The sequence below is a fragment of the Dactylosporangium cerinum genome (genome assembly GCF_042653625.1).
GTDB lineage: Bacteria > Actinomycetota > Actinomycetes > Mycobacteriales > Micromonosporaceae > Dactylosporangium > Dactylosporangium cerinum.
Genome location: NZ_JBHSIU010000004.1, coordinates 90985 through 112783, shown reverse-complemented (window position 1 = coordinate 112783; position 21799 = coordinate 90985). Strand labels below are relative to the sequence as shown.

The window sequence follows — 21799 nt, the reverse complement described above, 5'->3', positions numbered from 1 at the left end:
CCGTCATGATGCGGCCTTCGCCGCCGCGGTGTCTGCCCCGGTGTCTGCCCTGGCCGGGGCAGCCGTCTCCGGTGCGCCGTTGCGGGCGAGGAGGGCCGGGACGAGCAGGAGGGACACCAGGTCGACGGTGATGTGCAGGGCGATCGGGACGATGAGGTTGCCGGTCAGCGCGTACAGGACGGTGAACACGACCGCGGCGGCGCCCGTGGTGAGCATGCCGCGCAGGCCCTGGTACCGGTGGCCGGCGCCGAACAGGATCACCGCGAGGACGGCTGCCGCCCAGACGGGGAGCCCGAGCACGCCCGTGCCCGCGGCGATGAACAGCCCGCGGAAGACGATCTCCTCACCGGTCCCGGCGGCGACGGCCCCGGCGGCCGCCCAGCGTCGCTCCGACGGCGTCGCGGGTCGCAGGAAGGACAGCGGATCGTCGTCGGGGCTGATCCCGCCGGAGCGGATCGCGAGCACCGCGGCGGTCCCGGCGGCCGCGGCGGGCAGCCCGAGCGCGATCAGGACGTCGCCGGCGGTGACGGGTCGCAGCCCGAGGTCGGCGAGGTCGAGGCCGGGTCCCACGAGGACGGCTTCCAGCGCGATGAGGGCGGCGAGGGTGTTGGTGGCCGTGGAGCGCCGGAACGCCGCGGCCAGCCCCTTGCTGCTGATCCGCGCCCGCATCCCGGCCGGCGACGCGCGCAGGACGCTGACGGCGAGGATCAGCACGACCAGCGCCGTGAGGATGACCTCGGTGGCGTGGAACGTCGGGTCGACCCAGTCCAGCACGGCTGTCATGGTGGAACACGGAAGGGGCCGCTGTCAGCCCCACCGTCCGGTGGAAGTCTGACAGCGGCCCCTGTGTTGCTTACTGTGCCCGGGTGTTACGCGGACGGTGAAACGGTGACCGTGGCGCCCGGCTGGGCGCTGCCGCTCGGGTCGGCACCCGGGTCCGCCGCCGCCGGCGGCGGGAGGGCGCTGCCCTTGACGTACTCGTCCCAGGTCTTGTCCCAGTCCGTCCAGCCGTTGCCCCAGGCGAGCTTGCGCGGGGTCCCCTTGACGATCACGACGTCGCCGATCTTCGTCAGGTCGAACAGGAACTTCGCGTTCTTCTGCGAGACGTTGGTGCAGCCGTGCGAGACGTTGCGCTTGCCCTGGTCGCCCTCGGACCACGGGGCCGCGTGGATGTACTCGCCGCCGCTGGTCATGCGCTGCGTCAGGTACACGGTCTCGCGGTACGGGTCGGACGGGTCGGTCGACACGAACAGCTCGGACTGCTGCTTGTCCATGACCACCATGTTGCCGCTGGAGCTCGGCGTCTTGGCCTTGCCGAGGCTGACCGGCACGGTCTTGATGACCTCGCCGTTCTTCTCCACCGTCATCTGGTGGGTCTTGTCGTCGGTCGTCATGATGATCTTGTCACCGATGGTGAAGTTCGTCGTGACGTCCTTGCTGCCCCAGCCGGTCTTCGTCAGCTGCAGGCCACCCGTCGCCAGCCGGACAGTGACCTTGGTGCCGGTCTGCCAGTACTCCTTCGGGCGGTAGTGCACCTCGCCACCGTTGAACCAGTACCAGGTGCCGACCTGCGGCGGCGTGCTGGTGACGAGCAGCCGCTTCTCGACGCTCGCCCGCAGCTCCGTCGGGACGCTGGAGCCGAACCGGACGACGACGGGGATGGCCACGCCGTAGACCTTGTTGTCGGACAGGGCCGTTGACACGTTGACTGTCTTGCCGGGCTTCGCCATGGTCGTGAACGTGACCTTCTTGCCGGCACTGTCGCCGGCGGAGGTCACGGTCGCGGTGTACTGCGTGCCGTATTTGAGCTGCGTCGCCGGGATCCAGGTCGTGCCGTCCGAGCGCAGGCCGCCGTTGACCGCCGCACCGGACGCGTCCGTCAGCGTGACCGACGCGTTCGCGCCGGGCGCCGCCTGCAGGGCGAGTTCGGTGGCGGTGGACACGCCGGTCGCGCCGTCGGCCGGCGCGGTGAGGGTCGCGGTTGGCTGCGCGGCGGACGCGGAAGCCGAGGGGCCGCCGGCACTGCCGCTGTCACTCCATTTGGGTTTTTCGTCAGCGCTGCAAGCAGAGAGGGCGAGCAGACCGGCAAGAGCGGTGATCGTGGCCAGTGCGCGTGCGGAGACTCCCATGTCCACACCTCCTTCGTTGGGCTAGAGCATGCACCGGATACAACACCGGTGTATCCCGGGTTTGTGCCACCCGGTTCAACTCGTTGAACCGGAGCAGGGGCATCCTATGAAGTAACGGAGAGCCTGAGCCATCCGCTCCTTGGACGTGTTCCAGACTGCGCGAGGTTGCGTCCCAGTTCGGTAACGGTCCTTACAGGTGATCTCCACGGCGATCCCGGCAGCAGCCCGGCAGTGATCCGCCGGCGACCCCGGTGGCGATCCCCGCAGTGCCCCCGAGCAGGGGCTCGTGGGATTTGTCACGATCTCACGTTGTAGGTCGTGCGGCGGTGCAGGCGGTACTTTGGTCGGCAACGCACAGGGCGGCGGACAACGCGGGCGGCGGAAAGCACATGAGGATCGCGCCCGAATCTTCGCGTACACTGGCAAGACTGCTCCGTAGACTGTTTTTGGGCCGACGTTGTCCCGACTCGCAATCGATGACGTCAGGAGGCCCGATGGGTTACCCCGGACCGCAGCCGCAGGGTCTGTACGACCCTGCCTTTGAACACGACGCCTGTGGGGTCGCGTTCGTGGCGGATATCCACGGCCGGCGGTCCCATGACGTCGTGCACAAGGGGCTGTCAGCGCTGCTGCGCATGGACCACCGGGGCGCCCGAGGCGCCGAGCCCAACACCGGCGACGGGGCCGGCATCATGATCCAGATCCCGGACGCGTTCCTGCGCGAAGCGGCCGGCATCGAGGACCTCCCGCCCGCCGGCGCGTATGCGACCGGCCTGGCGTTCCTGCCCAACGACGACGAGGCGGCCCAGCGCGCGATGCGCGTGCTGGAGAAGTACGCCCTCGTCGAGGGCGCCCACGTGCTCGGCTGGCGCGACGTGCCGACCGACCCGACGGACCTCGGCGCGACCGCGCTCGCCGCGATGCCCCGCATCAAGCAGGTCTTCATCGCCGCCGAGAAGCTCGGCTCGTCCGGCAGCGTGTCGTCCGGCAGCGTGCTGTCGGGCCTGGACCTGGACCGGGTCGTCTACTGCGTGCGCAAGCAGACCGAGCGGGAGACCCGCGAACGCGGCATCCAGCTCTACCTGCCGTCGCTGTCCTCGCGCACCATCACGTACAAGGGCATGCTCACCCCCGACCAGGTCGTGTCGTTCTTCCCCGACCTGTCCGACGAGCGCGTCACCTCGGCGATCGCCCTGGTCCACTCGCGGTTCTCGACGAACACGTTCCCGTCGTGGGAGCTTTCGCACCCGTACCGGCTGATCGCCCACAACGGCGAGATCAACACGATCCGCGGCAACCGGAACTGGATGGCCGCCCGCGAGGCGCTGCTGGCGACCGAGAACCTGCCGGGCAACATCCGCCGGCTGTTCCCGATCTGCACGCCGGAGGCGTCGGACTCGGCCAACTTCGACGAGGTCCTCGAGCTGCTGCACCTGGCCGGCCGGAGCCTGCCGCACGCGGTGCTCATGATGATCCCCGAGGCGTGGGAGAACGACCCGCGGATGGACCCGCTGCGGCGGGCGTTCTACCGCTTCCACGCGTGCCTGATGGAGCCGTGGGACGGCCCGGCGAGCGTCGCCTTCACCGACGGCACCGTCGTCGGCGCGGTCCTGGACCGCAACGGGCTGCGCCCCGGCCGCTGGTGGCAGACCGCCGACGGGCTCGTCGTGCTCGCCAGCGAGGCGGGCGTGCTCGACCTCGACCCGGCGACGATCGTGGCGAAGGGCCGTTCGGCCCCCGGCAAGATGCTGCTCGTCGACACCGCCGCCGGCCGCATCCGCACCGACGACGAGATCAAGTCCGAGCTGGCGCAGGCCGAGCCCTACGAGGACTGGCTGCACGCCGGGCTCATGGACCTCGACCAGCTGCCCGAGCGGGAGCACATCGTCTACACGCACGACTCCGTGCAGCGCCGCCAGCAGACCTTCGGCTACACCGAGGAAGAGCTCAAGATCCTCATCGGGCCGATGGCGCGGACCGGTGCCGAGCCCCTCGGTTCCATGGGCACCGACACGCCCGTCGCGGTGCTCTCGACCCGCCCGCGGCTCATGTATGACTACTTCACCCAGCTCTTCGCGCAGGTGACGAACCCACCGCTGGACGCGATCCGCGAGGAGATCGTCACCAGCGTCGCCGCCACCATCGGCCCCGAGGCCAACCTGCTCAAGCCGGGCCCCGCGTCCTGCCGGCAGATCGCCCTGCCGTATCCGGTCATCGACAACGACGACCTCGCCAAGCTGCTGCACATCGACGACGACGGCGACCTGCCCGGCTTCAAGGCCGTGCGCGTCTCCGGCCTGTACCCGATCCGGGACGGCGCGACCGGGCTCAAGCGCCGGCTCGTGGAGATCATGCGCGGCGTGTCCGAGGCGATCGAGGACGGCGTGCGGGTCCTGGTCCTGTCCGACCGTGACTCGACCGTCGACCTGGCGCCGATCCCGTCGCTGCTGCTCACCGCCGCCGTGCACCAGCACCTGGTCCGCGAGCAGACCCGCACGCAGGTGTCCCTCGTGGTCGAGTCCGGCGACTGCCGCGAGGTGCACCACGTGGCGCTGCTGTCCGGCTTCGGGGCGTCCGCGGTCAACCCGTACCTGGCCTTCGAGAGCGCCGAGGACCTCATCGCCACGGGCGCGCTGCCCGGCGTCGACCCGGAGAAGGCGGTCTACAACTACGTCAAGGCGCTCGGCAAGGGCGTCCTGAAGATCATGTCGAAGATGGGCATCTCGACCGTCAGCTCCTACTGCGGCGCCCAGGTCTTCGAGGCCGTCGGGCTGGACCCGCGCCTGGTCGAGCGGTACTTCACCGGCACGCCCAGCAAGATCGGCGGCATCGGCCTGGCCGAGGTCCACGCCGAGATCGCCGCTCGCCACGCGCGGGCGTACCCGGCCAACGAGGCCGAGCGGGCGCACCGGCGGCTCGAGGTCGGCGGCGAATACCAGTGGCGCCGCGAGGGCGAGCTGCACCTGTTCAACCCGGAGACGGTCTTCCTGCTCCAGCACGCGACCCGCTCCAAGCAGTACGACGTGTTCCAGCGCTACACCGCGAAGGTCGACGAACTCGCCGGGCAGGCCGGGTCGCTGCGTGGGCTCTTCGAGCTGCGCACCGGGGTCCGCGCCGCGGTGCCGATCGACGAGGTCGAGCCGGCCACCGAGATCGTGAAGCGGTTCGCGACCGGTGCCATGTCCTACGGCTCCATCTCCATGGAGGCGCACGAGACCCTCGCGATCGCGATGAACAACATCGGCGGCAAGTCCAACACCGGCGAGGGCGGCGAGGACCCCGAGCGGCTGCACGACCCGCGCCGGCGTTCGGCCATCAAGCAGATCGCCAGCGGGCGCTTCGGCGTGACCACCGAGTACCTGGTCAACGCCGACGACCTGCAGATCAAGATGGCGCAGGGCGCCAAGCCCGGCGAGGGTGGCCAGCTGCCCGGCAACAAGGTGTGGCCGTGGATCGCCAAGACCCGCCACGCCACCCCCGGCGTCGGGCTGATCTCCCCGCCGCCGCACCACGACATCTACTCCATCGAGGACCTCGCGCAGCTGGTCTTCGACCTGAAGAACGTCAACCCGGCGGCCCGCATCCACGTGAAGCTGGTCTCCGAGGTCGGCGTCGGCACCGTCGCCGCCGGCGTGGCGAAGACCAAGGCCGACGTCATCCTCATCTCCGGTCACGACGGTGGCACGGGCGCCTCGCCGCTGAACTCGCTCAAGCACGCGGGTGTCCCGTGGGAGCTCGGCCTCGCCGAGACCCAGCAGACGCTGCTGCTGTCGGGGCTGCGCGACCGGGTCAGCGTCCAGGTCGACGGGCAGCTCAAGACCGGCCGGGACGTCGTCATCGCGGCGCTGCTCGGCGCCGAGGAGTTCGGCTTCGCGACCTCGCCGCTCATCGTGTCCGGCTGCATCATGATGCGGGTCTGCCACCTGGACACCTGCCCGGTCGGCATCGCCACGCAGAACCCGGCGCTGCGCAAGAAGTTCACCGGCACGCCCGAGTTCGTCGAGAACTTCTTCTGGTTCCTCGCCGAGGAGGTCCGCGGCTACCTCGCCGAGCTGGGCTTCCGCACCCTGGACGAGATGATCGGCCACACCGAGCTGCTCGACGTCCGCTCGGCCGTCGACCACTGGAAGGCCGGCGGCCTCGACCTGACCCCGCTGCTGCACGTTCCTCCCCTCGCCGACGACGCCGCGCGGCGCCAGACCACGAAGCAGGACCACCGCCTCGAGCGGGCGCTGGACAACCAGCTCATCGCGGCGGTCACGTCCGCCCTCGACGAGGGCACCTCGATCAAGCTGGAGATCGCCGTCCGCAACGAGCACCGCTCCGTCGGGGCGATGCTCGGCGGCGAGATCGTCCGCCGGGTCGGCGGCGCCGGCCTGCCCGACAACACGGTGGACGTTACGTTGCACGGCACGGCGGGACAGTCCTTCGGCGCCTGGGTCCCTCACGGTGTCACCCTCCGGCTCGTCGGCGACGCCAACGACTACGTCGGCAAGGGCCTGTCCGGCGGCCGGCTCGTCGTGCGCCCCGACCCGGCGGCCCCGTTCGTCGCCGAGGAGCAGATCATCGGCGGCAACACGGCCCTGTACGGCGCCACCGGCGGCATCCTGTTCATGCGCGGCAAGGCGGGGGAGCGGTTCGCGGTGCGCAACTCCGGCGCCGTCGCCGTCGTCGAGGGCGTCGGTGACCACGGCTGCGAGTACATGACCGGCGGTGCCGTCGTCGTGCTCGGCCCCACCGGCCGGAACTTCGCCGCGGGCATGTCCGGCGGGGTCGCGTACATCTGGAACCTGGACCGCACGCTCGTCAACACCGAACTGGTGGACCTGGAGCCGGTGTCGTCGCCGGACACGCTGCGCGCCCTGGTCGAGCAGCACCTGGCCGAGACCGGTTCCCCGGTCGCCGCACGTATGCTGGAAAACTGGGACGAATCGGTTCTTTCGTTCACTGAGGTTGTGCCGCGCGACTACAGGCGCGTCATGGAGGTCATGCGGGCCGCCGAGGCTGCCGGCCGCGACGTCGACGCGGCGGTCATGGAGGTCGCACGTGCCTGACCCGAACGGTTTCCTTCGCTACGAGCGGCGGTTGCCCGCTCGGCGTCCCGTCCCGGTCCGGCTGCGTGACTGGCGCGAGGTGTATCCACCCGCGTCCGACGAACTGATCGCCGAGCAGGCCAGCCGCTGCATGGACTGCGGTATCCCGTTCTGTCACGACGGCTGCCCGCTCGGCAACCGCATCCCCGACTGGAACGACCTGGTCCGCACCGGCAACTGGGACTTCGCGATCGAGGACCTGCACGCGACCAACAACTTCCCGGAGTTCACCGGGCGGCTGTGCCCCGCACCGTGCGAGGCCGCGTGCGTCCTGTCGATCGCCGGCGGCAAGCCCGTCACGATCAAGCAGGTCGAGGTCGAGATCATCAACCGGGCCGTGGCCGCGGGCCGGATCACCGCCCGCCCCGCACCCGAGCGGTCCGGCAAGAGCGTCGGCGTGGTCGGCTCCGGCCCCGCCGGCCTTGCCGCCGCGCAGCAGCTGGCCCGCGCCGGGCACGACGTCGTGGTGTACGAGCGTGACGACGCCCTCGGCGGCCTCCTGCGATACGGCATCCCCGACTTCAAGCTGGAGAAGGGGCACATCGACCTGCGCCTGGACCAGCTGCGCGGCGAGGGCGTCCGCTTCGAGACCGGCGTCAACGTCGGCGTCTCCGTCTCCGTCTCCGACCTGCGGAGCCGCCACGACGCGCTGCTGCTCGCCTGCGGCGCATTGCAGGCCCGCGACGTGCCGTCGACGCCGGGGCGCGCTTTGTCCGGCGTACACCTGGCGATGGAGCACCTCGTCGAGTCCAACCGGGTCGTCGCGGGCCGGGTGCCCTCCGCATCGATCTCCGCCCATGGGAAGAACGTCATCATCATCGGTGGCGGTGACACGGCGGCCGACTGCCTCGGCGTCGCCCACCGGCAGGGCGCCGTGTCGGTGCTGCAGCTGGACCAGTACCCGGTCCCGCCCGCCTCCCGCGACGAGGCCCGCGACCCGTGGCCGACGTGGCCGTGGATCCTGCGTGACTACCCGGCCCACGAGGAAGGCGGCGAGCGCGCGTTCGCCGTCGCCGTCACCGCCTTCGAGGGCAACGACGACGGCGACCTCACCGGCGTGCGCATCGCCGAGGTCACCGTGTCCAAAGTGGAGGGCCGCCGGGTCGTCACCGAGATCCCCGGCACCGAGCGGCTCTACCCCGCCGAGCTCGTCCTGCTCGCCATCGGCTTCGAAGGCACCGAACCCGGGCCGCTGCTCACGAACCTCGGCCTGACCCGCAACCGCCGCGGCGGCGTCGACACCGGCGCCGACTGGCAGACGTCGGCACCGGGCGTCTTCGTCGCCGGCGACATGCACCGGGGCGCGTCACTCATCGTCTGGGCGATCGCCGAGGGCCGCTCGGCCGCCGCGTCGATCCACGCCTACCTCGGCGGCGACGGCACCCTGCCCGCACCGGTCGAACCGTCGGCGGTCGCGCTCACCGCCTAGGGTTGCTAATCGAGAGCGGCTCTCTTGCGGGGCCGCTCCTCCGGGTACCCCTCGGCCATGAAACGCCTCCCGTTGTTCGCTTTGCTCGTCCTCGCGGTGTGGCTCCTGCCCTCGAACGCGGCGCACGCGGCCGACCCTCCGCCGTTCTGGGCGCCGACCATCCCGGCCGCGCCGACCTCCACGCCGCAGCCTTCTTCCCCGCCTTCCTGGCCATCGCCCGCTTACTCCGGCTCCACTGCCTCCTCTGCCTCCGCCTCCGCCTCCGCGCACGCGGCCGCGCCGCCCGACTCGACGTTCGCCAGCGACGTCAGCATCGCGTTGCGGGTCGTCGAGCGGTACTGGAGCTCCCGCATCGTCGGCTTCCGGCCCGTGTCGCGGATCGTGCCCTACCGCATCGACGGCGAGGTCATGTGCGGCACCCAGCCGATCCCGACCCAGAACGCCGCCTACTGCCCCGTCGGTGACTTCATCGCGTACGACGTCAACTGGTCCGAGGAGGTCTACCAGGAACTCGGCGACGCGTTCGTCTTCTACCTCCTGGGCCACGAATACGGCCACGCCGTCCAGCAACGCCTCGGCATCAACTACCAGTTCACCATCTACCAGGAACTCCAGGCCGACTGCTTCGCCGGCGCCTACATCGGCGACTCCATCAAGGTCGGCGACTTCACCCTCGAAGACGGCGACCTCGACGAACTCAAGTCCGGCCTCTTCTCCGTCGCCGACCCCGAGGGCGAACCCTGGTTCAAGGAGGGCGCCCACGGCTCCGCCGCCCAACGCACCGGCGCCTTCTTCGACGGCTACGAGCAGAGCCTCGACGCCTGCGACATGCCCTCCACCTACCACGGCTGAACCTGCGGTACCGGCTTTTCCAGCCTCCTCCTCCTTCGGCTCGCGCCGGCCGGCGGTCCCGGTAGCCTTCGTCACGCTTCGCAGTTGGTGCAATTCCGGGCGTCACAACGCTCGGGACTTGCGGTACCGTCACGCTTGTCTATTTGCACATCGTGGCGGGGAGGACGCGATGAGTGATCATCAGTCGGGGTTCACGGTCGACCTGGAAGCGGTCCGTTCGTTCGGTGCCGGGCTCCACGCCGACCTGACCGCGCACCTGTCACCTGAGCACGACCAGATTCTGCGCACGTTCGTCGACACGCCGTCGTTCGGCACCCGTACAGCCAGCCCAGACGTCCAGGCGGCGGCGACGCTGTACCACCGGAAGCTCATCGAACTGCTGGACCTGATGGACGCGTTCGTCCACAACGGTGCCGTGTTCGTGCAGGCCGCTGAGGAGGTGGTGGCGGCTTACGAGCAGGCGGACACGTTGAGCGGCGACCAGTTCAAGGCGCGGCTGGCGGTCGCGTCGACCAGGGTGGACAACGCGATCTGGGCTGCTCAGCATGACCCGAAGACGGGCAGGTCGGCCTGATGACGGAGTCGTACCGCCGGTGGCGGTTGCCGGAGCTGTGGGAGATGATCGCCGCCGACGACGCTGCGGACGCCCACCTGCACCTGGCGACCTTGCGCCGTCAACAGACCGCCTTGGAGACGCAACGCGACCGGCTCCGAGTCCTGCGCGATCAGCTTGCCGAAGCGTGGCCGCCAGACAAGAGCGAAGCGGCGACGATGTTCCTCCAGCGGCTCAACGACATGATCGACGCATTTGCGTCCACTGCTCGGGGTGCTGCTGAAGTGCGTGTAGGCGTGGAAATCGTTGCAGATGCGATTAGTCACGCTCGCGGACAGTTGGCGCCATTGGTCGAGCGCTATGCGAAAGCGCAAACTTTGCCCGACCCGAGGGTTGGTCGGCAAGCGCAGAAGGTGATCGATCAGGAGGCTCGTCGCATTCTGATCGAGGCCGACGTGACGGTGCGCGACGCGACGTCCAAGTTCGCGGTGGGGTTGCCCGACTACACGCGAATCAGCACGCGGACATCAATCCCGCCAGCGAGCGGCGGCACCAACTCGACAGGCGGTTCTGCTGCAGGTGGTGGCGGCACAAAAGGCGCTTCGGCGCGCTTGAATGGACTTCTGTCACCGCGATTTGACCCACCCGAGCCGATCTCCGCCGGCGTCATTGGCGAGGAGATCTTGCTGGCCGAAGGTCGGTCGGACACGGCTGTCGGCGGTTCGTTGCCGGTCGAACATGGAGCTGGCCAATCTGGTGTCGGGCCGGCAACGCGATATCAGGAGCCGATTGCCGGTGTCGGTCGTGTTCTTGGCATTCCAACTTCGAATGGCATGGCTGCGACAGGCGTCGGTCCAGGGGTGATGCGGGGTTCTCCAGGCAGTGTGATCGGTCGCTCGCCGGTGTCTTCGATTTCTGGTTCAGCGCGTGGTCGGTCGGTGCCGTCTGCTACTCCATCGCGGTTTACACCGTCGAGCGGTCGCCCGAGTGCTGGCGGATATCAGGATCGATCGTTCGACGAATATGTCGCACGGCGGCGTGAGCGGGATGACGAGCCTGGCGAGCGGTGGACGGTGGATCGCGGCGTTCGGCCATTGCTTGAATCATCGCCACCGTCCCTTACGCACGACCCCGGCCCCGGCGTAATTGGACTCGATCGTTGATCCGTGTCGCCCGTTCAATGATCGTGGTCCTAGCGGTAGCGATCGTCTCGATGCCGCTAAAGCCAATCGCTGCTTCCGCTGACGCCATTCGCGACCGGCAGTGGCATTTGGTGTCGCTAGAGGTCGGACGAGCGCAGCAGTTGAGCGTGGGTGAAGGGGTGCTCGTGGCCGTCACGGACACTGGAGTCGATGATCGGCACGGCGAGCTTGCTGGCGCCGTCATCGAGGGCAAGGAATTCGGTGAAGGCGCCTCTGGCAACGGGAAAGCCGACACCGACGGTCACGGAACGGCAATGGCTGGACTCATCGCCGGCCGTGGTTTGCCCAACGGTGCTGGTGTGCTCGGTATCGCACCAAAGGCCACCATTCTGCCGGTGCAGACGATCCACAGCGAGTTTGGGGGATCTCCGGAGAACTTGGCAGCTGGCATCACATGGGCGGTTTCGCAAGGCGCGCAGGTCATTTGTGTCGCTGCGGTGACTAGCGAATATCCGGAGGTGAGGGAGGCGGTCGAGGCGGCGATCAGGGTCGGCGTCGTGGTTGTTGCGGGCGTCGGCAACGCGCCGAAGAGCAAGCAGGTAGGTTTTCCGGCGAAATTGCCGGGCGTATTGGCGGTCGCAGGGACCGACAAGGGCGGGATGCATGCCGCAGTCTCTGCGACTGGGCCGGAGGTGGTGCTGTCGGCACCTGCGGTGGACATCATCTCGCTGGATGCCTTCGGCAAGTACAGCACGGGTGATGGCACGAGCAATTCGACGGCGATTGTGGCTGGGGTGGTGGCGTTGGTGCGGGCGAAGTTCCCCGACCTCTCCGCCGTCGAGGTGATCCGGCGGTTGACTGCCACCGCCACTGATCGGGGGAAGCCGGGGCGGGACGACGAGTACGGGTACGGCATCGTCAATCCCGTTGCTGCTCTCACCGCGGAGCTTCCCGGGCCGGCGGTCACCTCTGGCGCGAGTCCTGGAGGTGTGGGGGAGCGGCGCGGTGGTGGGGGAGTGGGCGTTGGATGGGTCGTGGTGGGGGTTGGGGTGGTTGGCGGGGTTGCTGTCTGGTGGCTGCGACGCAGGACACGTTAGGAAGCCAGGGGGCGCGGGTACCTAGCGCCGAATGCGAGACACGCTCATCGACACGCTGGAGCCGCTCGGCATTGCGCTCGGGGCGGCGCTTGTCGCGTTGTTGCTGGTGCAGGCGGTACATGTGCTGCTGCTGCGGGCGGGGCGGCGGTCGGCGTTGCTGACCGAGCTGGCGAACAGGGCGCACCGGCCTACGCAGTGGGTGGTGGTGCTGTCGGCGGTGTACTTCACGATCCGGGACACGGCAGAGGAGGCGGATTGGCGGCGCACGTTCCTGCACCTGGAGCAGCTCATCATCATCGGGGCGGTGGCGTGGCTGGTCGCGGCGTTGCTGGTGGTGGCGGAGGACGCGGCGCTGGCGCGGTTCAGGACGGACGTGCCGGACAACCGGCAGGCGCGGCGGGTGCACACGCAGGTGGTGATGATCCGGCGAGTGACGGTCGCGACGGTCGCGGTGCTGGCCGGTGGGGTGATGCTGATGACGTTTCCGCAGGCCAGGATACTGGGCACGAGTGTGATCGCCAGTGCTGGGTTCGTCGGCATCATCGCTGGTCTGGCGGCGCAGAGCCTGCTGCGGAACCTGTTCGCGGGGTTGCAGCTGGCGTTCAGTGACGCGGTGCGGCTCGGGGACGTGGTGATCGTCGAGGAGGAGTGGGGGCGCATCCAGGAGATCACGTTGTCCTACGTGGTCGTGCACGTGTGGGATGACCGGCGGTTGATTCTGCCGACGTCGTACTTCACGGAGAAGCCGTTCCAGAACTGGACGCGGACGGAGGCGGCGCTGCTCGGGGACGTGATGCTCGACGTCGACTGGTGGCTGCCGGTGCCGGAGGCGCGGGAGGAGCTCCGCCGGGCCCTGGAGTCGACGGACCTGTGGGACGGGCGGGTGTCGGTGCTGCAGGTCGTCGAGGCGACCGGCAACGCGATGCGGCTGCGGGCGCTCGTCAGCGCGACCGACGCGCCGAAACTGTGGGACCTGCGGTGCTTCATCCGGGAGCACATGGTCACCTGGCTGCGGGACGCGCACCCGTCGTCGCTGCCGCGGACGCGGGCCGAGGTGACGTCCGCGATGCCGCTGCACGCGACGCTGACCGGGCAGACGCACACGGCGGACAGCGACGCCCGGGTGTTCAGTCACAGTGTCGACGGGCGGGCCCGGGCCGAGGCGTTCACCGGTGGTGAGCGCAGCACCGAAGGGCGGTCGCCGACGACGCCGCTGCCGCAGCCCGAATGGACCCAGCGCTAAACCGCAGAAGCTCGCCGGCGGGTGACCACGAGGCGGGCCGCCACCAGTACCGACAGAATCGCAGCAGTCACGATCAACGACGGGCCGACGAAGGTCGCGGCGAGGACCAGGGCCGCCGCGGCCGGTTCGAGCCAGGTGCGGGGGCGCAGGTGCAGGGCCCACAGCGCCATCAGCAGCAGCGCCACCGGGATGGTGACGGGGGCGCCGGACAGGTCGGGGCGGTCCACGATGACGGCGATCCCCGCCCCGATCGCGGCCGCGGACCCGAAGACGACGTAGTGCCCGTAGCCCCACACAAATGCGTGCCGGTTGTCCACCAGGAGCTCATGGGCCGGCTGGTCGAAGTACAGCCACCAGAACGCGAACACGATGACCAGGCCGCTCGCGGCCACCCACCACAACCGGTCCTGCACGAAACCGGCCTGCACGGCGAGCGTCGTGGACAGCACGATCTCGCCGAGGACGATGATGAACAGCAGGCCGTACCGCTCGGCGATGTGATGCGGGTGCCACGGCGTCGGGTGGACGCGCTCCGCCCAGGGTGGCACCGCCAGCTCGGCGGCGACCATGACGAGGAACAGCGTCAGGTGCAGGGTGCCGTGGGTGAGCAGGATCAGGCCCCAGCCGACCATGCAGGCGGAGACCCCGATGGCCATCCGGCGGGCGGTGCGGCGGCTCGCGACGTCACCGGAAGAGGCCCGCAGCCACTGGGTGACCAGGGCGGCGCGCATGATCACGTATCCGACGGTGACCGTGCCGAAGTGGCCGTGGAACGCGTCGGTGACCCCGGCGGCCAGGACGAGGACCCCGGCGATCTGCACGAGGGTGGTCAGCCGGTACGCGACGTCGTCGGTGTCATACGCCGACGCGAACCAGGTGAAGTTCATCCAGGCCCACCACACGGAGAAGAACACCGTCAGGTACGCCACGATCCCGTGCGCCACGTCACCGTCGGTGATCGCGTGGTGCAGCAGCTGCGCCGTGAGCGCGATGGCGACCACGAAACACAGGTCGAACAGCAGCTCCAGCGGCGTCGCGACGCGGTGCGGCTCGTGGGTGTCGCGGGTGCGCATCGGCTTGCGCCACTGTTGCCGCCATTGGGAGCGCACGGGGCGACTGGATGACATCGCACGATTATGAGGGAAACGGCCGGTGGACACCGTCTCAACTGATGGCGCCACCCTGGGTCGGCCGAATCGTCACGGCGCGGAGGGGCTAGCCTCACTGTGTGACTCGACGCGCAAAAATCGTCTGTACGCTCGGACCCGCCACATCGTCGCCCGAGCGGATTCGCGGCCTCGTCGACGCCGGGATGGACGTCGCGCGGCTCAACTTCAGCCACGGCGACCATTCGGATCACGCCGCGGTGTTCGCTCTCGTCCGTGAGGCCGCCGCTGCCGCCGGCCGTTCCGTTGGCATTCTCGCCGACCTCCAGGGTCCCAAGATCCGGCTCGGTCGCTTCGCCAACGGGCCGCACGAGTGGCGCACCGGTGACACGGCCATCATCACCAGCGACGACATCGTCGGCACCGCCGACCGGGTGTCGTGCACGTACACGAAGTTGCCGCAGGAAGTGAAAGCCGGCGACCGGCTGCTGATCGACGACGGCAAGGTCGCCGTCGAGGTCACCGGCGTTGAGGGCAACGACATCACCGTCCTCGTCACCGAGGGCGGCATGGTTTCCAACAACAAGGGCGTCTCGCTGCCCAACGTCGCGGTGAGCGTGCCCGCGATGTCCGAGAAGGACGCCGAGGACCTCCGGTTCGCGCTGCAGCTCGGCGCCGACTGGATCGCACTGTCGTTCGTGCGTTCGCCCGACGACATCAAGCTCGTCCACGAGATCATGGACGAGGAGCGGGTGCACCGCCCGGTCATCGCCAAGGTCGAGAAGCCGGAGGCGGTCGCCGCCCTCGAGCAGATCGTCGCGGCGTTCGACGGCGTCATGGTCGCCCGCGGCGACCTCGGCGTCGAGATGCCCCTCGAGCAGGTGCCGCTCGTGCAGAAGCGGGCCGTCCAGCTGTGCCGCGAGTCGGCGAAGCCGGTCATCGTCGCCACGCAGATGCTCGACTCCATGATCGAGAACGCCCGCCCGACCCGCGCCGAGGCGTCCGACGTCGCCAACGCCGTGCTCGACGGCGCCGACGCCGTCATGCTCTCCGGCGAGACCAGCGTCGGGCGGTATCCGATCCTGACCGTCTCCACGATGGCCCGGATCATCGCGACCACCGAGGGCGGTTCGCTGTCGGTGCCGCGCCTGCAGCACGACCCCCGCACCCGCGGTGGCGCGCTCACCTCGGCCGCCTCCAACATCGCCCGCAACATCGGCGCCAAGGCGCTCGTCGCCTTCTCGCAGACCGGCGACACGGTCCGCCGCCTCGCCCGCCTGCACTGCGAGCTGCCGCTGCTCGCGTTCACGCCCGAGCCGACGGTCCGCAACCAGCTGGCCCTGTCGTGGGGTGTGCAGACGTTCGACGTGCCGTTCGTGCAGCACACCGACGAGATGTTCGAGCAGGTCGACCTCGCCATGGTCGGACTGCCGTGGCTGAGCGCCGGCGACGACGTCGTCATCGTCGCGGGCTCCCCGCCCGGGACGCCCGGCTCGACCAACACGCTCCGCGTCCACACTTTGGGAGCACTGTCACACGAACACAGCGAGTGATTACCTCTAGATTGCAGGAGTGGACGAGCTCGCAAGTGGACAGGCGGCAGTAGACGCCCTCGTCCGACTCCTTGATCTTGAAGCGCTGGGGGGCGACCGGTTCCTGGGCATCAGCCCGCCGGTCGGCCCCCAGCGCGTCTTCGGCGGGCAGGTCGCCGGCCAGGCGCTCGTCGCCGCCGGCCGCACGGTCGACCCTGAGCGGCAGGTGCACTCGCTGCACGGGTACTTCGTCCGGCCCGGCGACCCGACGGTGCCGATCACGTACGCCGTGGAGAACATCCGCGACGGGCGCTCCTTCTCGGTCCGGCGGTCCGTCGCGCAGCAGCACGGCAAGGTCATCTTCTTCATGTCGGCGTCGTTCCACGTCCCCGAGAACGGCCTGGACCACCACGAGGCCGCCCCGGCGGACATCCCGCCGCCGGAGGAGGTCCCGACGATGGCGGAGCGGCTGGCCAAGTATCCGGAGCGGGCCGGCATCTGGTCGATGATCCCGCGTCCGATCGACGTCCGCTACGTCGGTGAGCCCGGCTGGGTCCGCCCCGGCGACCGGCCCGCGTCGCCGACCCAGCGGGTCTGGATGCGCATCGACGGCAAACTCCCCGACGACCCGCTGCTGCACGCGTGCGCGCTCACGTTCGCCTCGGACCTCACCCTCCTCGACTCGGTCCTCGCCGTCCACGGCGCCGTGTGGGGTCCCGGCGGGTTCGTCGGCGCCAGCCTCGACCACGCTCTGTGGTTCCACCGCGGGTTCCGCGCCGACGAGTGGTTCCTCTACGACTCGGTCAGCCCCTCCGCCTCCGACGCGCGCGGCCTGGCGACCGGCCGCATGTTCACCCGCGATGGGCGACACATCGCGACGGCTGTGCAAGAGGGCCTGTTGCGACGCGTGGGAGGATGAGTCATGCGCCTTTCAGCCCGGGTCGATTACGCCCTCCGCGCGGTGGCGGAGCTGGCAGCATCGGCCGGTGACGGCAAGCTGGTGACCGCCGACCGCCTGGCGTCCGCCCAGCAGATCCCACCGAAGTTCCTCGAGAGCATCCTGCTCCAGCTGCGCCGCGGCGGCGTCGTCGTCGCCCAGCGCGGCCCCGAGGGCGGCTACCGGCTGGCCCGGCCCGCCGCCGACATCAGCCTGGCCGAGATCATCCGCGTGATCGACGGTCCCCTCGCCAACGTCCGTGGCCAGCGCCCCGAGGACCTCGGCTACCACGGCGCCGCGTCCGCGCTGCAGGACGTGTGGATCGCCCTGCGCGCCAACGAGCGGCTGATCCTGGAGACGGTCACCATCGAGGACGTCGTCACCGGCGAGCTGCCCGAGCGCGTGCGCGACCTGGTCGCCGACCCACGCGCCTGGGTCTGACCGCGGGCGGTTCCGCTTCGGCCTGTGGCGCTGCTGTGCGGGTTTCGCGCGCTGCCGTGCGGGTTTCGCGCTGTTGTGTGGGTTGGTGGCGCTGCTGTGCGTTCGCGGCGCCTTCGCTCAGCCCCGCGGCGCTTTCGTTTCGGCCGTGATGGTTTCGCGTCGAACCCGAGGTGCCTCCGGTCCGGCCTGTGGCGTTTCCGTTCGGTGGGTGATGACAGGTCGATTCGTTCGACGTGCTGCCTGCTCCGGTCCGTCGTGGGCACGACCGTCGCTCCCGTCAGCCACCGGTCAGGCCTTGGCGGCCTTCCCTGCCACCTCCGCGGACAGTTGCGCAGCCGCGACCTGCCGGTCGCGACAAGCCCCGCGGCCTGCCGGCCGGCCCGCAGCCGCGGCCCGTCCGCCCCGGCCACGACGCGACCTGGCGGTCGCGATGCGCTGTCGCGCGCGAGGATTGCGGTGCGTAGCCGCGCGCGAGGATTGCGGTGCGTAGCCGCGCGCGAGGATTGCGGTGCGTAGCCGCGCGCGAGGATTGCGGTGCGTAGCCGCGCGCGAGGATTGCGGTGCGCAGCCGCGCGCGAGGATTGCGGTGCGCTGTCGCGTACCCCCGGGACCCGCTGACCGGGACCACAGTCTCCGAGGTCACGTTGACACTATTTCCGACCGGGTCAATAGGAGATAGGATCTGGGCATGATCGTCGTGCTCTCGGGCAACCCGCGTCCGCACTCCCGCACCCTGCACCTGGCGGAGGAGGTCGGCGCCGCGCTTGCCGACCGGCTCGGCCAGCCGGTGCCGCACACCATCGACGTGGCCGCGCTCGGTACGCGACTGTTGCAGACCGGCGACGGCGCGGTCGCCGACGCGCTCGGCCGGCTCCGGCGGGCGAGTGTGCTGGTGGTGGCGACGCCGACGTACAAGGGCACGTACACGGGCGTCCTGAAGGTCCTGCTGGACCAGCTGCCGGCCGAGGGGCTCAAGGACGTGGCGGCGGTGACCGTGGTGACCGCCGGGGTCCGCCCGCAGGCCGACGCGACCGAACGGCACCTGCGCGAACTGCTCGGCGAGCTCGGCGCGGTGCCGGTGACCCCGGGCCTGGCCGTCGTCGAGTCGGAGCTCGCGAACGCGGGGACCGCTGCCGCCGAGTACGTCGCCCAGGTCGGCGACGCCTTCTCCGCCGAGGCCAACGCCTGAACTCCGCCGCCTGAACTCCGCACCCGAACTCCGCGGTCTCTACGCCGCCGTCTGAACTCCGCTGTCTGAACTCCGCTGTCTGAACTCCGCCTGGTGAAGGTCCGCCTGGCCGGGTCCGACGGGCGAGCTCCGGCCTGGCCGGGCGCCACCCGGCGGGTGGCGTGGGCGACGGCTCCGTCGTCAGCGGCCGGTGAGGTTGCCCGCCATGGCGAGGGGCGAGTCGTCGGCGCTGTCGGCCTGGTCGCTGAGGACGTTCAGCGACCGGGCGATGCTCACCAGCGCATAGGTCTGCGTGACCTGCAGCGTGCGATCCATCTGCAGGTCGTCAGCCATGTCCAGCTCGTCGCGGATGGCGTGCAGGAAGCCCTCGGCCGCCTGCAGGTACGGGTCGTGCGCCTTAGACATGACCTGAGCGTAGGTCCGGAACAGGCGGCTCACCCCCGGTTCGGGACTTTCGGCACGGCTCCCGACCTGCGGTGCCGACGCTCCGACGACTGCTGGCACTGGCAGCCAGCGCCTGCGGTCGGTGCCTGCGGTCGGGGTCCGCGTCAGTGCCTGCTGTCCGTGCCTGCGTCAGCGAGGTTGCCACGCCTGGGGTGGCGTGGTGAGCCGCCGGACGTGGGCCGGCATCCGGCCGCGGACGACGTCGGCGAGGCTGACCTCGTCGAGGACGTTGCGCACCGCGGCCCGCACCGCCACCCACAGCTGCTGGAGGTGTTCGGCGGTGCCGGAGTACATCGCCTCCTCCGGGCGCACACCGCGGACCTCGGCGAGAGGGCCGTCGACGGCACGGAGCACGTCGCCGACCATGATTTCCGAGGGCTGGCGGGTCAGGACGTAGCCGCCGTCTACGCCGCGCTGGCCCCGGACGAGGCCGGCCCGCCGCAGGTCGCCGAGGACCGCCTCCAGGAACTTGCGCGGCATCTCCTGTTCGTCGGCGAGGCCGGCGGCCGACACGACCGCGGGGTATGCGGCCGCCAGACCGAGCGAGGCGCGCACCGCGTAGTCGCCGCGTGCCGAGATGTGCATGGCAAAGACTGCCTTCCCGCAGAGAGCGTCGCCGTACCCATGACGGGCCGTGGGGCCCGCCAAGGGGCTAGCTTTTGGAGCTAGCCGATGGGGAATGTCCGATACCAATGTAGGGTGCGCGCTCACGGGTGATCGCCGGGGTAGCGTTGTCGGATTATGCGACCAGACGAACGCCTGGGTGAGCGGTCACCCGAACCCCGCTCGCCCGAACCTCGCCGGGGCGCCGATCACAACGTGATGCGCGAGGTCAACCGTTCGCTGGTGCTGGCGTTGGTGAAGGAGGGCGGCCCGGTCTCCCGCGCGAGTATCGCCCGGTCCACGACCCTGGCCAAGCCGACGGTCTCCGCGATCGTGGACGAGTTGATCGCCGACGGTCTGGTCCGCGAACTCGGTCCGGGTTCGACCGCGGTCAGTGGCGGGCGGCCGCCGATCCTGCTCGAGTTCAACGCCCGCTCCCAGCTGGTGGTCGGTGCGCACATCGGCGCCCGGCGCACCACGGTCGCGATCGGCGACGCCGCGGGGGAGGAGATCGCCCGCCGCGAGTTCCCGACGCCGACCGCGCTCGCCGCCGGGACGGGCCCTTCGGGGGGCACGTCTTCAGCGGGTGGCGCAGCTCCGGTGGGGCTCACGGGGGTGTCGCCGGTCGACGCGCTGCGGATGGTGGCGGCCGAGGCGCGCGCCGCAATCCAGAGCACGGCCCTGCCGACCGCCCGGCTCGCCGCGGTCGGTGCCGTGCTGCCCGGCCTCACGGACTTCCACACCGGCGTGTGCCTGCTCGCGCCGAACCTCGGCTGGCGGGACGTGCCGGTCCGCGACATCCTCGCCGCCGAGCTCGGCGCCCCCGTCTACGTGCACAACGCCGGGCAGGCCGCTGCCGTCGCCGAGAACCTGGAGGGCGCCGGTGGCCGGGTCGGGGATCTGGCGCTGCTGTACGCGGGCACCGGCCTCTCCGCCGGCGTCCTGTCCGACGGCCGGGTGTTCCACGGTGTCGGCGGGACGGCGGGCGAGATCGGGCACAACGCCGTCCCCGGCAACGAGGAGCCGTGCAACTGCGGCAAGGTCGGCTGCCTGGAGACGGTCGCGTCCGGGCCGGCGATCGTGCGGGCGGTGCGCCGCGCCCTCGCCGCGGGGGAGACTTCGAGCCTGGCGGCGCTCGAGACGTTCGACGCGCGGGACGTCACCGCGGCGGCCCGGGCCGGGGACGCCCTCGCCGCGTCCGCGATCGCCGAGGTCGGTGCGCATCTGGGACTGGCCGCGTCGTGGCTGATCAACGCGTACAACCCGGCGGTCGTCGTGGTCGGCGGCGGGTTGGCGCCGATCGGGGACCTGCTGCTGGACCCGCTGCGGGCCGCGGTGGCGCGGCACGCCCTGGCGCCGGCACTGCGCGGCGTCGAGATCCGCGCGTCGGTGCTCGGTCCGGACGCGGAGGTGCGCGGGGCGGTGCTGCTGGCGTTGCAGCACTCCGAGACGTACTACCGGGTCGTCTTCCGCGCCTGACGGTGCCGCGTGCCTGACGGTGCCGCGTGCCTGACGGTGCCGCGTGCCTGACGGTGCCGCGTGCCTGACGGTGCCGCGTGCCTGACGGTGCCGCGCCGCGCGGGCCTGGGCTGTGGCTGTGCCGTGCCGTGCCGCGTCTGACGGTTCCGCGCCGTGCCGTGCGGGCCTGGGCTGTGGCCGTGCCGTGCCGTGCCGTGCCTGACGGTGCCGCGTCTGACGGTTCCGCGCCGTGCCGTGCCGTGCGGGCCTGGGCCTGGGCTGTGGCTGTGTCGTGCCTGGCTGAGCTGTGGCTGGTTGAGCCGCGTCGCACCTGCGGTTGGGCGTCGCGCCGTGCGGTTGGATGCCGGGCCCGCAGGTCCGACGCGCGGTTCGTGGGCGGATCGTGCGCGGTTCGTGGTGGGCGCTGCGACTTGTCTGTGGTCGGGCGACACGATCCGCCGCCGGCCGGACCGCGGTTCCTGCCGGTTGTTCTGCCGGTCGTTCTCCGCGTCGGGTGGGCTTGGGCTGGAGATTCTCGCAACGCTACGTCC

17 protein-coding genes are annotated in these 21799 nt (G+C 70.4%); 12 read left to right on the top strand and 5 right to left on the bottom strand.

Annotation, left to right across the window (positions count from 1 at the left end):
* Nucleotides 1-3: 3 nt before the first annotated feature.
* A complete protein-coding gene (locus ACFPIJ_RS01405; RefSeq protein WP_380112681.1) occupies nucleotides 4-783 on the bottom strand; it encodes a CPBP family intramembrane glutamic endopeptidase in 780 nt (259 codons plus the stop codon).
* 86 nt (nucleotides 784-869) lie between these two features.
* Nucleotides 870-2129 (bottom strand): L,D-transpeptidase, encoded by a 1260-nt coding sequence (locus tag ACFPIJ_RS01400; RefSeq protein WP_380112679.1) that lies wholly within the window; start codon nucleotides 2127-2129, stop codon nucleotides 870-872.
* 494 nt (nucleotides 2130-2623) lie between these two features.
* Between ACFPIJ_RS01400 and gltB the strand changes: the two genes are divergently transcribed.
* The 7 genes from gltB to ACFPIJ_RS01365 all read left to right on the top strand — a co-directional run bounded on the left by gltB (nucleotide 2624) and on the right by ACFPIJ_RS01365 (nucleotide 13538).
* Complete coding sequence (gene gltB / locus ACFPIJ_RS01395) at nucleotides 2624-7183, top strand: glutamate synthase large subunit (RefSeq protein WP_465252331.1); 4560 nt, start codon at nucleotides 2624-2626, stop codon at nucleotides 7181-7183.
* The gene (locus ACFPIJ_RS01390) at nucleotides 7176-8651 is read left to right on the top strand and encodes a glutamate synthase subunit beta (protein ID WP_380112677.1); all 1476 of its coding nucleotides are present in this window, start codon (nucleotides 7176-7178) and stop codon (nucleotides 8649-8651) included. The genes gltB and ACFPIJ_RS01390 overlap by 8 nt, the downstream gene beginning before the upstream one ends.
* A 57-nt stretch (nucleotides 8652-8708) precedes the next feature.
* Complete coding sequence (locus ACFPIJ_RS01385) at nucleotides 8709-9503, top strand: neutral zinc metallopeptidase (RefSeq protein WP_380112676.1); 795 nt, start codon at nucleotides 8709-8711, stop codon at nucleotides 9501-9503.
* Between the two features lie 169 nt (nucleotides 9504-9672).
* Entirely contained in the window at nucleotides 9673-10077 is a 405-nt protein-coding gene (locus tag ACFPIJ_RS01380) for a hypothetical protein (RefSeq protein ID WP_380112675.1), read from the top strand.
* Nucleotides 10077-11219, top strand: coding sequence for a hypothetical protein (locus ACFPIJ_RS01375; protein WP_380112674.1), 1143 nt, complete (start codon nucleotides 10077-10079; stop codon nucleotides 11217-11219). Before ACFPIJ_RS01380 ends, ACFPIJ_RS01375 begins: the two co-directional genes overlap by 1 nt.
* A complete protein-coding gene (locus ACFPIJ_RS01370; RefSeq protein WP_380112672.1) occupies nucleotides 11216-12295 on the top strand; it encodes a S8 family serine peptidase in 1080 nt (359 codons plus the stop codon). Before ACFPIJ_RS01375 ends, ACFPIJ_RS01370 begins: the two co-directional genes overlap by 4 nt.
* Nucleotides 12296-12326: 31 nt before the next feature.
* Nucleotides 12327-13538 (top strand): mechanosensitive ion channel family protein, encoded by a 1212-nt coding sequence (locus ACFPIJ_RS01365; RefSeq protein ID WP_380112671.1) that lies wholly within the window; start codon nucleotides 12327-12329, stop codon nucleotides 13536-13538.
* Here the strand turns inward: ACFPIJ_RS01365 and ACFPIJ_RS01360 are convergent.
* Nucleotides 13535-14665, bottom strand: coding sequence for a low temperature requirement protein A (locus ACFPIJ_RS01360; RefSeq protein WP_380112670.1), 1131 nt, complete (start codon nucleotides 14663-14665; stop codon nucleotides 13535-13537). The two genes, ACFPIJ_RS01365 and ACFPIJ_RS01360, sit on opposite strands and share 4 nt — an antisense overlap.
* A 101-nt stretch (nucleotides 14666-14766) precedes the next feature.
* On the opposite strand from ACFPIJ_RS01360, the gene pyk reads away from it, so the two are divergent.
* The 4 genes from pyk to ACFPIJ_RS01340 all read left to right on the top strand — a co-directional run bounded on the left by pyk (nucleotide 14767) and on the right by ACFPIJ_RS01340 (nucleotide 18743).
* Nucleotides 14767-16197, top strand: coding sequence for a pyruvate kinase (pyk, locus tag ACFPIJ_RS01355; RefSeq protein ID WP_380112668.1), 1431 nt, complete (start codon nucleotides 14767-14769; stop codon nucleotides 16195-16197).
* 19 nt (nucleotides 16198-16216) lie between these two features.
* Entirely contained in the window at nucleotides 16217-17095 is an 879-nt protein-coding gene (locus ACFPIJ_RS01350; RefSeq protein ID WP_380112667.1) for an acyl-CoA thioesterase, read from the top strand.
* Nucleotides 17096-17098: 3 nt separating this feature from the next.
* A complete protein-coding gene (locus ACFPIJ_RS01345) occupies nucleotides 17099-17554 on the top strand; it encodes an RrF2 family transcriptional regulator (RefSeq protein ID WP_380112666.1) in 456 nt (151 codons plus the stop codon).
* A 688-nt stretch (nucleotides 17555-18242) separates the two neighbouring features.
* Nucleotides 18243-18743: an NADPH-dependent FMN reductase gene (locus ACFPIJ_RS01340; protein WP_380112665.1), complete on the top strand. Its 501-nt coding sequence runs from the start codon at nucleotides 18243-18245 to the stop codon at nucleotides 18741-18743.
* A 180-nt stretch (nucleotides 18744-18923) separates the two neighbouring features.
* Here the strand turns inward: ACFPIJ_RS01340 and ACFPIJ_RS01335 are convergent, their stop codons facing one another.
* Both ACFPIJ_RS01335 and ACFPIJ_RS01330 read right to left on the bottom strand, forming a co-directional pair.
* Nucleotides 18924-19148, bottom strand: coding sequence for a hypothetical protein (locus ACFPIJ_RS01335; RefSeq protein WP_380112664.1), 225 nt, complete (start codon nucleotides 19146-19148; stop codon nucleotides 18924-18926).
* Between the two features lie 168 nt (nucleotides 19149-19316).
* Nucleotides 19317-19772, bottom strand: a complete 456-nt coding sequence (locus ACFPIJ_RS01330; RefSeq protein WP_033359691.1) for an RrF2 family transcriptional regulator — start codon at nucleotides 19770-19772, stop codon at nucleotides 19317-19319.
* A gap of 237 nt (nucleotides 19773-20009) precedes the next feature.
* On the opposite strand from ACFPIJ_RS01330, the gene ACFPIJ_RS01325 reads away from it, so the two are divergent.
* Nucleotides 20010-21269 carry an ROK family transcriptional regulator gene (locus ACFPIJ_RS01325; protein ID WP_380112663.1) on the top strand — a complete coding sequence of 420 codons (1260 nt, stop codon included), beginning with the start codon at nucleotides 20010-20012 and terminating at the stop codon, nucleotides 21267-21269.
* The last annotated feature ends 530 nt before the right edge of the window (nucleotides 21270-21799 follow it).

Excerpts from the sequence above, each read along its gene's own strand:
- ACFPIJ_RS01405 (WP_380112681.1), bottom strand. The coding sequence starts at position 783 with ATGACAGCCGTGCTGGACTGGGTCGACCCGACGTTCCACGCCACCGAG.
- ACFPIJ_RS01400 (WP_380112679.1), bottom strand. The coding sequence starts at position 2,129 with ATGGGAGTCTCCGCACGCGCACTGGCCACGATCACCGCTCTTGCCGGT.
- gltB (WP_465252331.1), top strand. The coding sequence starts at position 2,624 with ATGGGTTACCCCGGACCGCAGCCGCAGGGTCTGTACGACCCTGCCTTT.
- ACFPIJ_RS01385 (WP_380112676.1), top strand. The coding sequence starts at position 8,709 with ATGAAACGCCTCCCGTTGTTCGCTTTGCTCGTCCTCGCGGTGTGGCTC.
- ACFPIJ_RS01380 (WP_380112675.1), top strand. The coding sequence starts at position 9,673 with ATGAGTGATCATCAGTCGGGGTTCACGGTCGACCTGGAAGCGGTCCGT.
- ACFPIJ_RS01375 (WP_380112674.1), top strand. The coding sequence starts at position 10,077 with ATGACGGAGTCGTACCGCCGGTGGCGGTTGCCGGAGCTGTGGGAGATG.
- ACFPIJ_RS01365 (WP_380112671.1), top strand. The coding sequence starts at position 12,327 with ATGCGAGACACGCTCATCGACACGCTGGAGCCGCTCGGCATTGCGCTC.
- ACFPIJ_RS01360 (WP_380112670.1), bottom strand. The coding sequence starts at position 14,665 with ATGTCATCCAGTCGCCCCGTGCGCTCCCAATGGCGGCAACAGTGGCGC.
- ACFPIJ_RS01345 (WP_380112666.1), top strand. The coding sequence starts at position 17,099 with ATGCGCCTTTCAGCCCGGGTCGATTACGCCCTCCGCGCGGTGGCGGAG.
- ACFPIJ_RS01340 (WP_380112665.1), top strand. The coding sequence starts at position 18,243 with ATGATCGTCGTGCTCTCGGGCAACCCGCGTCCGCACTCCCGCACCCTG.
- ACFPIJ_RS01335 (WP_380112664.1), bottom strand. The coding sequence starts at position 19,148 with ATGTCTAAGGCGCACGACCCGTACCTGCAGGCGGCCGAGGGCTTCCTG.
- ACFPIJ_RS01330 (WP_033359691.1), bottom strand. The coding sequence starts at position 19,772 with ATGCACATCTCGGCACGCGGCGACTACGCGGTGCGCGCCTCGCTCGGT.
- ACFPIJ_RS01325 (WP_380112663.1), top strand. The coding sequence starts at position 20,010 with ATGCGCGAGGTCAACCGTTCGCTGGTGCTGGCGTTGGTGAAGGAGGGC.